At 68.8% G+C, this 13,493-nt stretch carries 11 protein-coding genes and 1 other annotated feature; of the genes, 4 read left to right on the top strand and 7 right to left on the bottom strand.

Features of this window, described 5'->3' with window-relative positions:
• Positions 1–21 precede the first annotated feature (21 nt).
• From JL11_RS00545 to JL11_RS00525, 5 genes are all read right to left on the bottom strand, one after another.
• The gene (locus tag JL11_RS00545) at positions 22–1,485 is read right to left on the bottom strand and encodes a SulP family inorganic anion transporter (RefSeq protein WP_442853663.1); all 1,464 of its coding nucleotides are present in this window, start codon (positions 1,483–1,485) and stop codon (positions 22–24) included.
• Positions 1,486–1,538: 53 nt separating this feature from the next.
• Positions 1,539–1,602, bottom strand: a sequence feature (sul1 is cis-regulatory element that is thought to sense ions involved in sulfur or methionine metabolism; They are found in Alphaproteobacteria).
• A 66-nt stretch (positions 1,603–1,668) separates the two neighbouring features.
• A complete protein-coding gene (locus tag JL11_RS00540; RefSeq protein WP_231681506.1) occupies positions 1,669–4,050 on the bottom strand; it encodes a PAS domain-containing sensor histidine kinase in 2,382 nt (793 codons plus the stop codon).
• Positions 4,051–4,148: 98 nt separating this feature from the next.
• On the bottom strand, positions 4,149–4,715 hold the full coding sequence (locus JL11_RS00535) for a hypothetical protein (protein WP_054763961.1): 567 nt from the start codon (positions 4,713–4,715) through the stop codon (positions 4,149–4,151).
• Positions 4,716–4,785: 70 nt separating this feature from the next.
• A complete protein-coding gene (locus tag JL11_RS00530; RefSeq protein ID WP_054763960.1) occupies positions 4,786–5,193 on the bottom strand; it encodes a CBS domain-containing protein in 408 nt (135 codons plus the stop codon).
• 62 nt (positions 5,194–5,255) lie between these two features.
• Positions 5,256–7,061 (bottom strand): vWA domain-containing protein, encoded by a 1,806-nt coding sequence (locus JL11_RS00525; protein ID WP_054763959.1) that lies wholly within the window; start codon positions 7,059–7,061, stop codon positions 5,256–5,258.
• Positions 7,062–7,228: 167 nt separating this feature from the next.
• On the opposite strand from JL11_RS00525, the gene JL11_RS00520 reads away from it, so the two are divergent.
• Positions 7,229–9,091, top strand: coding sequence for a monovalent cation:proton antiporter-2 (CPA2) family protein (locus JL11_RS00520; protein WP_054763958.1), 1,863 nt, complete (start codon positions 7,229–7,231; stop codon positions 9,089–9,091).
• A 3-nt stretch (positions 9,092–9,094) separates the two neighbouring features.
• On the opposite strand, the gene JL11_RS00515 is transcribed toward JL11_RS00520, so the two are convergent.
• On the bottom strand, positions 9,095–9,733 hold the full coding sequence (locus tag JL11_RS00515; protein WP_231681356.1) for a DUF4168 domain-containing protein: 639 nt from the start codon (positions 9,731–9,733) through the stop codon (positions 9,095–9,097).
• A gap of 214 nt (positions 9,734–9,947) precedes the next feature.
• On the opposite strand from JL11_RS00515, the gene JL11_RS00510 reads away from it, so the two are divergent.
• The 3 genes from JL11_RS00510 to JL11_RS00500 all read left to right on the top strand — a co-directional run bounded on the left by JL11_RS00510 (position 9,948) and on the right by JL11_RS00500 (position 12,250).
• Positions 9,948–10,967 (top strand): hypothetical protein, encoded by a 1,020-nt coding sequence (locus tag JL11_RS00510; RefSeq protein WP_054763957.1) that lies wholly within the window; start codon positions 9,948–9,950, stop codon positions 10,965–10,967.
• Positions 10,968–11,135: 168 nt separating this feature from the next.
• Positions 11,136–11,930, top strand: a complete 795-nt coding sequence (locus tag JL11_RS00505; RefSeq protein WP_054763956.1) for an RNA methyltransferase — start codon at positions 11,136–11,138, stop codon at positions 11,928–11,930.
• On the top strand, positions 11,927–12,250 hold the full coding sequence (locus tag JL11_RS00500; protein WP_054763955.1) for a YnfA family protein: 324 nt from the start codon (positions 11,927–11,929) through the stop codon (positions 12,248–12,250). Before JL11_RS00505 ends, JL11_RS00500 begins: the two co-directional genes overlap by 4 nt.
• Positions 12,251–12,325: 75 nt before the next feature.
• Here JL11_RS00500 and JL11_RS00495 read toward each other — a convergent pair whose 3' ends face one another.
• Positions 12,326–13,162, bottom strand: a complete 837-nt coding sequence (locus JL11_RS00495) for a hypothetical protein (RefSeq protein WP_054763954.1) — start codon at positions 13,160–13,162, stop codon at positions 12,326–12,328.
• Positions 13,163–13,493 lie beyond the last annotated feature (331 nt).

Genomic DNA, 13,493 nt, shown 5'->3' with positions numbered 1-13,493 from the left:
CCGCCGACGGAGAGAAGAGGCTCAGTGGGCGGCGCCGACGGGCAGGTGGCTCTTGTCATGCCGGCCCAGCTTGTCGATCAGGGTTCGCCCGGCCTCATTCATTCCGATGAGGTCGACCTGCGCCCCCTGACGGCGATAGCGGAACACGACCTTGTCCACGGCGGCCACGCCGGTCAGATCCCAGAGATGGGCGTCGGTCATGTCGATCTCGACGCGGGTCGGTCGGCCGTGATGTTCGAAGGCGGCGGCGAACACGTCGGCCGAGGCGAAAAAGAGATTGCCGGTCACCCGGTATCGCAACACGCCCTCTCGCGACGTCTCGATCTCCTCCACGCGAACGGTCTTGCCGATCTTGCGCATGAAGAAGACGGCGGACAGGATCACGCCCAGGACCACCCCCTTCGACAGGTCGTGGGTGACGACCACCGTCGCTGTCGTGGCGATCATCACCACAGACGACTGAAACGGCGTGGAGCGCAGTTTCAACACTGAACCCCAGTCGAAGGCGCCGATCGAGACCATGATCATCACCGCCACCAGGGCCGCCATGGGGATTTGGGCGACCCAGTCCTGAAGCACCAGGATCAGAAACAGCAGGAACAGGCCGGCCCACAGGGTGGACAGGCGGCCGCGGGCTCCGCTGGTCACATTGATGATCGACTGGCCGATCATGGCGCAGCCCGCCATGCCGCCGAACAGGGACGAGGCGATATTGGCCATGCCCTGTCCGCGCGTCTCTCGGTCCTTGTCCGACGGCGTGTCGGTGATGTCGTCCAACAGATTGGCGGTCAGCAGGCTTTCCAACAGGCCCACAAAGGCCAGGGTCGCCGCCGCCGGACCGATGACGGTCAGCGTCTCCCAGGTCAGCGGCACGTTTGGAATATGGAACATCGGCAGGGCCGAGGGCATCTGGCCCATGTCGCCGACAGTGCGGACATCGAGCCCCGTCAGGATCACGAAGGCGCTGACGGCGACGATGGCGACCAGCGGAGACGGGACCGCCCTTGTGATCCTGGGCAAGCCGTAGATGATCGCCAGGGCCGCGCCGACGAGGGCGAAGGTCTGCCAGTCGGCGCCGATCAGCTCAGGCATCTGGGCCAGGAAGATCAGGATCGCCAGGGCGTTGACGAAGCCGGTCATCACGCTGCGCGAGACGAACCTTATGTAGCGGCCCAGCTTCATCAGGCCGATGAGGATCTGAAACACGCCGGTCAGCAGCGACGCCGCGAACAGATATTCAAGCCCGTGATCGCGCACGAGCCCGACCATCAGGAGTGCCATGGCGCCGGTCGCCGCCGAGATCATGGCCGGGCGACCGCCGACGAAGGCGATGGTCACCGCGATCACGAAGCTGGCGTACAGTCCGACCGCCGGATCGACCCCGGCGATGATCGAAAAGGCGATGGCCTCGGGGATCAGAGCCAGGGCGACGACGGTCCCCGCCAGCAGATCACGGCGTGGGTTGGCGAGCCATTGCTGGCGCACGGACGCAACTATTGTCATTGAGATTTCAGTGGGGATGACCCAAGGCTCGGGTCGGTTTCCTGACGGATCGGCGGTCAGGATAGCCACCCGCCTCCTAGTTTTAGGGGCAGGTCCAAGGTGAGGCCTCCCTCATGCCTTCAAGCCGCGCGTGAAGCAAGGGCGAAGGCTGACCGTCCTTGAGCCCTACGCCGCGAACGCCTGTTTCATCGGCGTCACCGTGCCCTCGGGCCGTTTCACCGGCAGGTCGAAGCTGACCACTGTTCCGACGCCCGGTTCGCTTTCCAGCATCAGGCGGCCGCCATGCATTTCGATCAGGGACTTGGTCAGGGCCAGGCCCAGGCCGGTGCCCTGGGTGGTCTTGGAGTGCTGGCCTTCCACCTGTTCGAACGGCCGGGCCAGGCGGGCCAGGTCTTCGGGGGCGATGCCGATGCCGGTGTCGGCGCAGGAGACCTTGACCCGCGCCTGACCGTCTTCGCCTTGCGTCGCCGCCAGGGTCAGGGTGATCCGTCCGCCGGCGGGGGTGAATTTCACGGCGTTGGAGATCAGGTTCAGCATCACCTGTTTCAGTCCGCGCTGATCCGCCTCGATGTCGGGCAAATCCTCGCCCACGACGCTCAGGGTCAGGTCCGCCTCCTGAACCTTGCCGCGCATCAGCCGAACCGCGTCCTCGCACACCCCCTTCAGCGACACCGGCTCATAGTGCAGGGTCATCTTGCCGGCCTCGATCTTGGCCATGTCCAGGATGTCGTTGATCAGGCTGAGCAGATGCTGGCCCGACTTCAGTATGTCGGCGGCGTAACCCTTGTATTTATCGCCGATGGGACCGAACAGCTCGGCGGCCATGATCTCCGAAAAGCCGTTGATGGCGTTCAGCGGCGTGCGCAGCTCATGGCTCATATTGGCCAGGAATTCGGACTTGGCCTGGTTGGCGGCCTCGGCCCGGGTCATGGCGATCTCATATTGGCGCGCCAGCTGGGACAGCATTTGCTGGCTGGATTCCAGCTGGGCGACGGTGCGGCTCAGGTCTTCGACGGCGCGGCGGCGTTCGGCCTCTTCGCGCTTGATGGCGGTGATGTCGGCGGCGGTGACGACCGAGCCGCCTTCTGAGGTGAAGCGTTCGGCCAGCTGCAGCCAGCGGCCGTCGTGCAGTTCGACCTCGCGCAGGCCCGCCCGCCCGTCGGAGGGGGCGTGTTCGGCCTTGATCGCCAGGGCGGCGATCCGGTTCAGCTCGTCCTTCAGCGCACCGCGCCGGACCACGCCGGGGGTGAAGGCGAAGGCGTCCTCGAAGCCCTGGTTCCACAGGATCAGGCGGCCGTGGCGGTCGAACAGGACGAAGGCGTCGGAAATGCTCTCGACCCCGTCGCGCAGGCGGCTTTCGGCGGCCTGGGCGGCCGCCTTGGCGCGGCGGGCCTCGGTGATGTCCAGGGCCACGCCCAATATGGCGGAAAAGCCGACCTCGCCGCGCGCGCCGCGGGCCTGGCCCCGCGCGTCGATCCAGCGGGTGCGCCCGTCCTCGGCCGCCACGGGAAAGGTGACTTCGAAGGCGCCGTAGGCTGCCGCCTGATCGAGGGCGTGGCGGACTTCGTCGCGGAAACGGGGATGGATGCGGGCCATGACGTCCTCGGCCCGCACGACCCCGCCGCGTTCGAAGCCGAGCAGGGTCGCCATATAGTCGGACAGGGTGACTTCCTCGCCCGCCAGGTCCCATTCCCAGACGCCGCACCGAGCCGCCTCGACCGCGACCCGGAACCGCCGCTCGGACGAGGCCCATTCCCGGCTGGCCCTGGCGCGTCGCAGGCCCTGGATCAGATAGAGGATCAGCACGCCCAGACCCAGCAGCACGGGGGCGATCAGCACCCAGGCTTCGTCCATCAGCCCGCCGCCCTCGGCCTTGGGATCCAGCACCGTCACATAGGGGCCGCCCGGCGCGATCGGCGCGGCCGCGACCGCCCCGCCCTCCGGTGCGGCGCGGGGCGCGGTCAGGGACGGCAGGTCCTTGGGCTCCACCCCGATCAGGGCTTCAGCCGATTGCCCCGCCTCGCCCGGCTGGGACGAGGCCAGGACACGGCCGGCGGCCGAGACGATCCGATAGGGGGGCGCAGCCGGCAGGTCCTGGGCCACATGGGCCTCCAGCCGCCGCCCGCCCGCCTGGGGTCCGGCCAGGGTCAGGGCGCCGGGCTTGCGCGGCCCTTGCGCCGCCACCAGGGCGCCTGTGGCGTCGATGACGGAAAAGCTGACATCGGGCGCCGCGCGTCGCGCCGCCTCGACCGCAGCGAGAGGGGCGGCGTCCTGTCCCAGGACGGGGGCGGCGGCGTCGAAGCCGGTCTGGGCGGCCTGGATCTGGACGGCGATCCGGCTGGCGGCCAGTTGGGCGTTCAAGGCCAGGTTTTCGTCACGCAGGCGATGGGCCTCGCGGCCGGGCTGGCTCAGATGGCGCGACATCACCAGCACACAGCCGGTCGCGCCCAGGGCCAGGACCAGGACGCCGATGCGGATCCAGGCCGGGGCGCCGACGGGGGCGTGGTCGGAGGCGCGCCGTCCCCGTCCTTGCTGCCGCCGCTCCATGCCCCGCAAGTCGCTCTCCCGCCAAAATGCCGCTGATCAGGCGAATCTAGGCTGCGTCGCGGATTCCTGTCGAGACTTGGTTAACGGTTTCTGACCCGTCAGGCGGCGACGGCTGGGGATTGCGGCGACGTCTGCGCCTCCTGCGCCACGGTCACGACCGGATGAAGGGCGCTGCGGGCCTGTCGCGCCAGGTCCAGCACGGCGGGCGGGGCGTCTTCGGGCGCTTCCGCCGCCAGGGCGATCAGGCTTTCGGCCAGCCGCATCAGCTGGGGCGCCGCCGTGATCAGGCGCGCCTGAAACTCGATCCGTTGCGGATCGCGGTCGTATTCGGCGCCGGGCACGCGCCAGCCGCCCCAGTCGGCGGTGTCGGTGACGACCACGGGATAGGTGCCGGGCTGAGGGTGGTGCAGACAGTCTTCCTCGGCCTGCCACTTGTTGCGGGCGCGCAGCACGCGCCAGACGCCCAGGTCGCGGCTCGCGGCGTCCTCGGCCGCAGTCATCAGTTCGGAGGCGGCGAACTCCCGCCCCAGGCCGACGTCATAGGTGACGCGGACGGGCTCTTCGAACCCCTTGGCCCAGACCGGCTGGACCTTTTCGACCGTGGCCCAGGCGCCGACGCATTCGACCCAGACCCTCTGCCCCTTCTGGAACTGCGCGCGCGCCATGGCTGTCCTCCGGCCGTTTCAGCCGGGTAAGGATGAACGGTTCGCCTTAGCGTCGCGTGAGCGGACAGCGTTAACGCGAAATGCTCTCCAGGGCCTCGCCGGCGTACCGCTCCTTCACCCGCGTCGATAGGTCGCCCAGGGAGATCACGCCGACGATGCGGCCGTGCTTGTCCACCACCGGGGCGCGCCGGATCTGACGCGAGGCCATCAGGTCCAGCACAGACTTCAGATCATCGGTGTCCAGCACGGTGTGCGGGTCGCGGGTGATGTATTCGACGATCGGGGCGGTGGGGGCGGCCCCGGCGGCTAAGGCGCGCACCACCAGATCGCGGTCGGTCACGGCGCCGATCAGACGGTCCCCGTCGGCGACCGGTATGAAGCCGAAGTCGCCGCGGGCCATCCGTTCGGCCACCGCCTGGATCGTATCGCCGGGGCGCGCCAGATGGACGTCGCGGGTCATCACGTCGCGGATCTTCATCGCGGGTCTTCCTTGTCTGACTGTCGCGCTGAAAACCCGTCGCGAGGGCGGCGGTTCCGGCCTTACGGCGTCCGTGCAGGGGGCAGGTCTTTCGCCGCACGGACCAGCTGCACGAACTCGGCCCGGTCGCCGTAGGGGTCGTCGCCCCGCGCGCCCTGGGCCTGTTCGACGATCTGATCCCAGCCGTAGTCGGCCGCCATCCAGGGATCGTCCCTCAGTTTCTGACCGAAGGCCGCGACGGCCATGGCCCAGCGCGTCGACTCCGGCGCCTGGGCGCCGACGGGGCCGGTCGCCCGGTTGGTCAGGGGCTGCTGGATCAGTTCGGACCGGCTCTGGCCCGGCTGTTTGTAGCGGATCTGGATGAAGCCGATCTCGCCGTTCGGATCGCCGCCGCCGATCCCGATCCGATTGTCGGGATAGCGCCGCTCAGGGACCTGGGTCGCGCCGCCGACGGGTGTGATTTCATAGAGGGCGGTGACGCTGGCGCCGGAGCCGACCTCGCCCGCGTCGATCCGGTCGTTGGCGAAGTCTTCCTCGTTCAGCAGCCGGGTTTCATATCCGATCAGCCGCCATTCGGCGACGCGGGCGGGGTTGAACTCGACCTGAATCTTGACGTCGTCGGCGATGGGGAAGGCGCCCTTGTCGAAGGCGGGCCCGAACAGACGCCGGGCCTCGCGCAGACTGTCGACATAGGCCGCGACGCCGTTGCCCGCCTGGGCGATGGCCTGCATCCGCGCGTCCTGATAGTTGCCCCGCCCGAAGCCGTAGACCGACAGATAGATTCCCGTCTGGCGCTTGTTGGCGACATAGTCCTCCAGCCGCTTGTCGTCGGTGACGCCCACGTTGAAGTCGCCGTCGGTGAACATCAGGATGCGGTTGACCTTGTCACGGGCGAAGTTCGCCTGGGCCTGATCATAGGCGTTGGTCATGCCCGTCGCCCCCGCCGTGCCGCCCGAGGCCTTCAGGCTGGCGACCGCACAGCGCATCTTCAGCTTTTCGTCGCCCTTGGTGGGCTGCAGGGTCGTGCCGGCGCCTTCCGCGTAATAGGTGACGGCCAGAGTGTCCTGCGGCCGCAGTCGGTCGATGGCCAGGTTCATCGCCTTCTTGGCCAGGTCCAGCTTGTCGGGGCTGTTCATCGAACCGGAGACGTCAACCAGGAAGGTCAGGTTCAGCGGCCGCTGCTCGCCCGCCGGCAGCTCATAGCCTTGCAGGCCGACATGCACGATCTGACGCCCCTCCGCCCAGGGCGAGGCGGCGACCGCCGTGGTGATCGCGAACGGCCGGCTCCGGCTGGTCGGCCGGGCGTAGTCATAGTCGAAGGCGTTGATCAGCTCCTCGACCCGCACCGCGTCCTTGGGCGGCGCGCGACCCTCGTCGATGAAGCGCTTCACGTTCGAATAGGACGCCGTGTCCACGTCGATGGAGAAGGTCGAGACCGGCTGATCGCTGGTCCGCTTCACCGGATTCGGCGTCGCGTCGGGATAGCGTTCGGTGTCGGCCCGCGCGGGCGTGGGCGCAGGCGTGATCGGCGAGACACGATATCCGGTGACGACCACGTTCCCCGCCATCGCGGGGGGAGGCGGCGGCGGTGGGGGAGGCGGCGGCGGTGGGGGAGGCGGCGGAGGAGGGGGCGCGGGCGGCGCGGGCGGTGCATTCATTTGGGTCCGGCCCTGAACACGCGACGCCGTGACGACGACGTCCTCCATGTCTGGTTCTGCTTGCAGCTCAAACCCCAGCGGTCGGCACGCCGCCGGCGTCGGTTCGCCATCCAGCGGCTTGGCCAGGGCGACGCTCGGCACGGCGACCGGCGGTGTGGCGAAGGACAGGCTCAGAACGGACAGCGCCGCCATCCTGATGATGCGTGACATGGCTTCCTCCGGTTGTTCTCCTTGATGTCAGTCGCGGGTTGGTCTGAGGCGAAACTGTGGCCGCGGACGCCGCTCGCCGCACGATCCTCTTCCAGCGTGTCTTTCGCGTCCTCTCGCAATCTGCGCCGAGCCTCCCCACAATGGGAGCCTAGCTTCAGGGGTGCAGCATGGCCGAGCCGGCGTCGGGATTGGATTTGGGGGCGGCGGCGGCGCTGCTGGCGGCGGGGGTGATCGCCGTGCCCGTGTTCAAACGGGTCGGCCTGGGCTCGGTGCTGGGCTATCTGGCGGCGGGCCTGGCCATCGGTCCGTTCGGCCTGAAGCTGTTCCGCGAGCCCGAGACCATTCTCCACGTCGCCGAGTTCGGCGTGGTCATCTTCCTGTTCATCATCGGCCTGGAGATGCGGCCCAAACGTCTTTGGGGGCTGCGGAAAGAGATATTCGGCCTGGGCGCGGCCCAGGTGCTGTTCTGCGGCTTCATTCTGACTCTGACTGCCATGCTGGCGGGCTTCTCCGCCCCCGTCGCCTTCGTCGGGGCCATGGGGTTCGTCCTGTCCTCCACCGCCATCATCATGCAGATGCTGGAAGAGCGCGGCGCGATCGCGGGCGGACCAGGCCAGCGCGCGGTCTCCATCCTGCTGCTCGAAGACCTCGCCATCGTGCCGCTTCTGGCCGTCGTCGCCGTCCTGGCCTCGGTCCTGGGCGTGGCGAACGAACAGGCGCCGCCCCTGTGGCAGACCGTCGGCTTTGCGGTGGCGGCGGTCGGCGGGGTGCTGCTGGCCGGCAAATATCTGGTCAATCCGATCTTCCGTCTTCTGGCGCGCTACGGCGGGCGCGAGGTGATGACGGCTGCGGCCCTGCTGGTCGTCGTCGGCGCCGCCTGGGCCATGTCCCTGGGCGGTCTGTCGATGGCCATGGGCGCCTTCCTGGCGGGGGTCCTGCTGTCGGAATCCAGCTTCCGCCATCAGCTGGAAGCGGATGTGGAGCCGTTCCGGGCCATTCTGCTGGGCCTGTTCTTCCTCAGCGTCGGCATGTCGCTGGACCTGTCGGTGGTGGTCGCCGACTGGCGTCTGGTCGTCGGCGGCGTGGTCGCCTTCATGGCGGTGAAGGCTCTGGGCATCTATGCCGTCGCCCGCCTGTTCAAGGCTTCGCACCATGAGGCGGTGGAACGCGCGGCCCTGTTCGCCCAGGGCGGCGAGTTCGCCTTCGTCCTATATGGCGCGGCGGTGACGGCCGGTTTGTTCGACGCCCAGGTCGGGGCCATGATGTCGGCCATCGTCATCCTGTCTATGGCCCTGACGCCGCTGACCAGTCTGCTGACCCAGCGTCTCCTGCCCAAGCCGACCTTGTCGGCCGAAGATGCGGACGGCGTGGAATTCGCCAAGGATCTGCGCGGGCAGGTGCTGATCATCGGCTTCGGCCGTTTCGCCCAGGTCGTGTCCCAGCCCCTTCTGGCCCGCGACGTGGACGTCTCGATCATCGAGAACGACGTCGAGATGATCCAGGCCGCCTCCCAGTTCGGCTTCAAGGTCTATTACGGCGACGGCGCCCAGCTGCATACGCTGCGGGCGTCCGGCGCCGATGAGGCCGAGATCGTCCTGGTCTGCGTGGACAAGCCCGAGGTCGCCGACCGCATCGTCGAACTGGTCAAGTCCGAGTTTCCGACGACCAAGATCATGGCCCGCGCCTTCGACCGGGGCCATTCGATGCGGCTGATCCAGGCCGGAGTGGACTATCAGATCCGCGAGACCTTCGAATCCGCCCTGAAGTTCGGCGAACGCGCCCTGGTCGAACTGGGTATGGACGAGCATGAGGCGGCCGAGACCATCGGCGATGTCCGCCGCCGCGACGAAGCACGGCTGGACCTGCAACTGACCGGCGGCATTACGGCGGGCCGCCAGCTGATGCGCGGAAACATGCCGACGCCGCAGCCGGCCCCCTATATCAAGCCGCGCCGCGAGGGCCGGCTGCTGAACGAGGAGGAGGCGGGTCCGTCCGTCCCGGCGGCCGAGGACGAACCCGTCGCATCCTGAGCCCTATTGAGCGACCTGATAGCGGGCGCCGATCAGTTCGGCCCGGGCGCGAAGACCCGGGTCCTGGGACACGGCGGCGGCGATGGCGTTGAAGCGATCCACGGCCAGGCCCGAGCCCTGGACGGCGGCGGTCAGCTGGGCGCTCTGTTCCGGCGTGGCCTGGCCGTTCTGCACAGTGGCGGTCACGGCGCGAATCTTCTCCATGGCCTGGACGAACTGGGTCAGTTCGGCCTCGCTGACGCCGGCGGCGACGGAGCCGGGGACGGGCGGCGGCGCCTTCATGGCCCTGATCCGGGCGTCGATCACCGGATTGTCCGCAGCGGCGCGCGAAATGGCGTTGAAGCGCACGACCTCAAGCCCAGAATCCTGGACCGCAGCGGCCATTTCCGCCTGCTGTTCCGGCGTCGGCTGGGCGCCGTTCAGGGTGTCGCTGACGGCGCGGACGCGGGTGATGGCGGCGTCGTATTTGCGCAGTTCTTCATCGGTGAAGGTCGAAGGATCGTTCGGATCGGCCGGGGCCGCCTGGGTCGGCGTCGTCTGGCCGGCGGGTTGATAGGGCGTGGCGGTTTGGGCCTGGGCGCCTGCGGCCGTCAGAAGGGCGGCGGCGGAGACGAGAAGGGCGAGGCGGGGCGCGCGCAACATGCGTGGTCCTTTCGATCTGGCGTCCACGAAAGCCGTCATCGACGACGACGACGCAATCACGTCGTCGCTCGCCCGCGACTGTGGAGCCTGAAGGGGACAAGAAGGCGGGGAGCCCGCCTAACCTAGGCGTTCGCGCCACGATCGCCACCTCGTCGGGCTGGAGAGCCGATCAAGGATGCGTTAGACGGTCGTGATCTGCGCAAGGATCACCTGTATGAAACGTCTCGCCATCGCCGCCCTGGCGGTCCTCGCCGTCGCCGTCCCCGCCGTCCAGGTCGACGCCTGGGGCAATACGGGGCACCGGCTGATCGGGGTGGCGGCGATGCGGGCCCTGCCGGACGACCTGCCCGCCTTTCTGAAGACCCCCGGCGCCGTCGCCGACGTCGGCGAACTGGCGCGCGAGCCCGACCGCTGGAAGGGCGCGGGCCAGCCGCACGACCGCGAACGGGATACGGCCCACTTCATCGACCTGGACGACCAGGGGCGGGTCTTCGACCAGCGCGGCATGAGCCTGAACGCCCTGCCGCGTCTGAAGTCAGAGTATGACGCCGCCCTGACCCAGGCCGGTCTGGACGTCGATGACGCCGGCTATCTGCCCTACGCCATGATGGACGCCTGGCAGAACCTGGGCCGCGACTTCGCCTATTGGCGCGTGCTGAACGCCGCCGAAAAGCGCGAGACCAATATGGAGCGTCAGGCCTGGTACCGCGCCGACCGTATCCGCCGCGAGGCCCTGATCCTGCGCGACATCGGGGTGATGGGCCACTATGTCGGCGACGGCTCCCAGCCGCACCATACGAGCATCCACTACAACGGCTGGGGCGATTTTCCGAACCCGGAAGGCTTCACCAATTCGCGCCAGACCCACGCCCTGTTCGAAGGCGCCTTCACCAGCCGCGTCGCCCGCCTGGACGCTGTCGAGGCCGCCATGCCCGCCGCCGATCTGAATGGCTTCGACGTCAAGGGGCGCACCGTCGCCTATCTGACGACGACGCTCGGCACGGTCGTCCCCTTCTATCGACTGGAGAAGGCGGGGGCCTTCCGCGACAGCGATCCGCGCGGCGCGGCCTTCGTCAACGAACGGCTGGCGGCGGGCGCGGCCGAGCTGCGCGACTTCATCGCCGCCGCCTGGACCGCCTCGGCCGACGCCTCCATCGGCTGGCCCGCCGTCAAGGTCGCCGAGGTCGAGGCCGGAACCGCCGATCCCTGGCTGGCCCTGGTCGGCGAGGACTGAACCTGGTTATCCGCTCATCCCGGCGAAAGCCGGGATCCAGACCTTTGGGCGCTTCGATCTTGAAAGCGGCGCTCGACCTTTCGTCCGACGCATTAAGGCGCCGTTGGCGATGCGAAAGCACTGGGTCCCGGCTTTCGCCGGGATGAGCGGAAAGAGTATGTGCATCGAATGCCCGATCTGACTCCCCCCGCCGTCATCCTCGACAAGCCTCAGATGGCCGAGAACATCGGCGCCGTGGCGCGGGTGATGGCGAACTTCGGCCTGGTCGATCTGCGCCTGGTCGCTCCCCGCGACGGCTGGCCGCAGGAGCGGGCCTGGGCCACGGCCTCGGGCGCCGACTGGGTGTTGGAGGGGGTGCGGGTGTTCGACACGGTCGCCGAGGCCATCGCCGATCTGAACACCGTCTTCGCCACCACCGCCCGCCCGCGCGAGACGCGACAGCCGGTCCGCACCCCGCGCGAGGCCGGCCGCGTCCTCTATGACGACACGGCCTCGGGCCTGAAGACCGGTCTGCTGTTCGGCGGCGAGCGCGCCGGTCTGGAGACGACCGACATCGCCCTGTGCGCCGGCATCGTCACCATTCCGATCGACCCCAAGCACCATTCGCTGAACCTGGCCCAGGCGGTGGCGATCAACGCCTATGAGTGGCGCACCCTGATCCTGGACGCCCCGCCGCCGCGCTTCCGCGAGGCTGAGCCGCCGGCGTCGAACGACCTGTTGATCGGCATGTACGAACATCTGGAGGAGGAACTGGAAAACGGCGGCTTCTTCTATCCGCCCGAGAAGAAGCGCTCGATGAGCCAGAACCTGCGCGTCATGCTGGGCCGCGCCGCCTTCTCCGAACAGGAGGTCGCCACCATGCGCGGCGCCATCCACGCCCTGGCCCGGGGCCGGGGCCGGGTCCTGGCCAAGCTGGCGGCCGAGCGGGCGGCGAAGGCTGAGAAGCCGGACGCGCCCGAGTGAAGGCGTTGCTGATCTACCCGCTCGCGGCGCTGGCGGAGATCGGCGGCTGTTTCGCCTTCTGGGCCTGGCTGAAGCTGGATCGCTCGCCGCTGTGGCTGGCGCCGGGTCTGGTCTGTCTGATTGCCTTCGCCTGGCTGCTGACCCTGGTTCCCAGCGATGCGGCGGGCCGGGCCTTCGCCGCCTATGGAGGGGTCTATATCTGCGCCTCTCTGGTCTGGATGGCGATGGTCGAAAAGACGACGCCCGACCGCTGGGATATGATCGGCGCGGCGGTCTGTCTGGTCGGGGCGGGGATCATCCTGTTCGGACCGCGCGGCTAACCTGTTCTTCTTTCGTCATCTCCCGGTCTGCGCCGCGAAGGCGAGGCTTGCCGGAGGATGACGAAAGAAAAATCGTTACCCCACCCCCAGCAGGTCCGACCAGCGCCAGCTGCCCTTGCCCAGGGCGATCCGGGCCCCGTCTGCGCCGTCCTCCAGGGTCAGCACGGCCAGGCCCGTCATCCGCTGGTTTCGGCACTCGGCCGGGGCGAAGGCGACCTCCAGCGCAATGGCCTGGCGCACTCCGGCCAGACCCTTGCCGGCCTGGTTGCGGCTTTGCAGCCAGTCGCCGTTCCAGACCAGCATGGCCCGACCGGCCGCGTTCATGTCCCGGCTGGCGGCGATGACGGCGCGGCGCACGGCGGCGTCGTCGCGCACGGCGTCCTGGACCCAGCGCACCATGTCGCAGGACCCGCCGCCGGAGCCTGGGCCTGATCCCGTCCCGCCGTTCCCGCCCGCGCCGCCGACTCCACTCCCGCCCCCGCCGCCCGGACCGGCGCCGACCGTCGCGGCGCCCGCCAGCTGCGCCGCGCCGAGCAGGGGCAGGGGCGGACCCGGCGGGGCGGGGGCGGCGGGCAGGGGTTCGATATCGGGCGGAAGCCGGTCGACGATCTTGCGCGGCCGCGCCGCCGCGATGGCGGGCGGGGCGCGTCGGGGGGCGGGCTTGGCCGGGGCGGGCGTCTCGGCCGCCGCAGCCGGGGCGTCAGGCGTCGGCGAAGGATCGGGCGCGGGGATGCGCGCGGGCGGCGGCGGCTGTGGCGGCGGAGCGACCAGTTCGACCAGGATCGCCGGCTCCGGCGTCGGCCGGGCCGGCGGCTCGGGCCGCACGGCCGTCATCATCAGCACCAGGGCCGCATGGCCGAAGACCACCGGCGCGACCGCCAGGGCCCGTCGCCGGATCGCTGCCGGGCTCAATCGCCGATCCGTGATGCGATGTGAGACGTCGTTCGCATGGTCATTCGCGACGAACCCCTGTAAAAAATCACGACTGTCTGTTGAAAACATTCAGTCGCGTCAGGAAGGTGGCGAAGGCGCGAATACAACTGGTCGCTGTCTAAGATCAGCAATAGTCCAGATTGTCCGCCATACGGCGAAGCCTGCTGGCGGCGCAACGTAACGGCGCGCCTTCTGGTTCCACTTGTTCATCGAAAATGGCGGGTTTCGTCGAAGACCGAACGGCTAAGCTGACATTTTGCCGCCTAAAGCGCGTCATTACTCCGCCTTGTCGCCTACCGCAGTTTCATCG

This window comes from Brevundimonas sp. DS20, from assembly GCF_001310255.1.
GTDB lineage: Bacteria > Pseudomonadota > Alphaproteobacteria > Caulobacterales > Caulobacteraceae > Brevundimonas > Brevundimonas aurantiaca.
This window is presented reverse-complemented; position numbering and strand designations above follow the sequence as displayed.

Bases quoted from the DNA above. Each gene is read 5' to 3' on its own strand.
- JL11_RS00520 (WP_054763958.1), top strand. From the start codon at position 7,229: ATGGCCGAGCCGGCGTCGGGATTGGATTTGGGGGCGGCGGCGGCGCTG.
- JL11_RS00525 (WP_054763959.1), bottom strand. From the start codon at position 7,061: ATGTCACGCATCATCAGGATGGCGGCGCTGTCCGTTCTGAGCCTGTCC.
- JL11_RS00505 (WP_054763956.1), top strand. From the start codon at position 11,136: ATGCCCGATCTGACTCCCCCCGCCGTCATCCTCGACAAGCCTCAGATG.
- JL11_RS00535 (WP_054763961.1), bottom strand. From the start codon at position 4,715: ATGGCGCGCGCGCAGTTCCAGAAGGGGCAGAGGGTCTGGGTCGAATGC.
- JL11_RS00510 (WP_054763957.1), top strand. From the start codon at position 9,948: ATGAAACGTCTCGCCATCGCCGCCCTGGCGGTCCTCGCCGTCGCCGTC.
- JL11_RS00530 (WP_054763960.1), bottom strand. From the start codon at position 5,193: ATGAAGATCCGCGACGTGATGACCCGCGACGTCCATCTGGCGCGCCCC.
- JL11_RS00540 (WP_231681506.1), bottom strand. From the start codon at position 4,050: ATGGAGCGGCGGCAGCAAGGACGGGGACGGCGCGCCTCCGACCACGCC.
- JL11_RS00515 (WP_231681356.1), bottom strand. From the start codon at position 9,733: ATGTTGCGCGCGCCCCGCCTCGCCCTTCTCGTCTCCGCCGCCGCCCTT.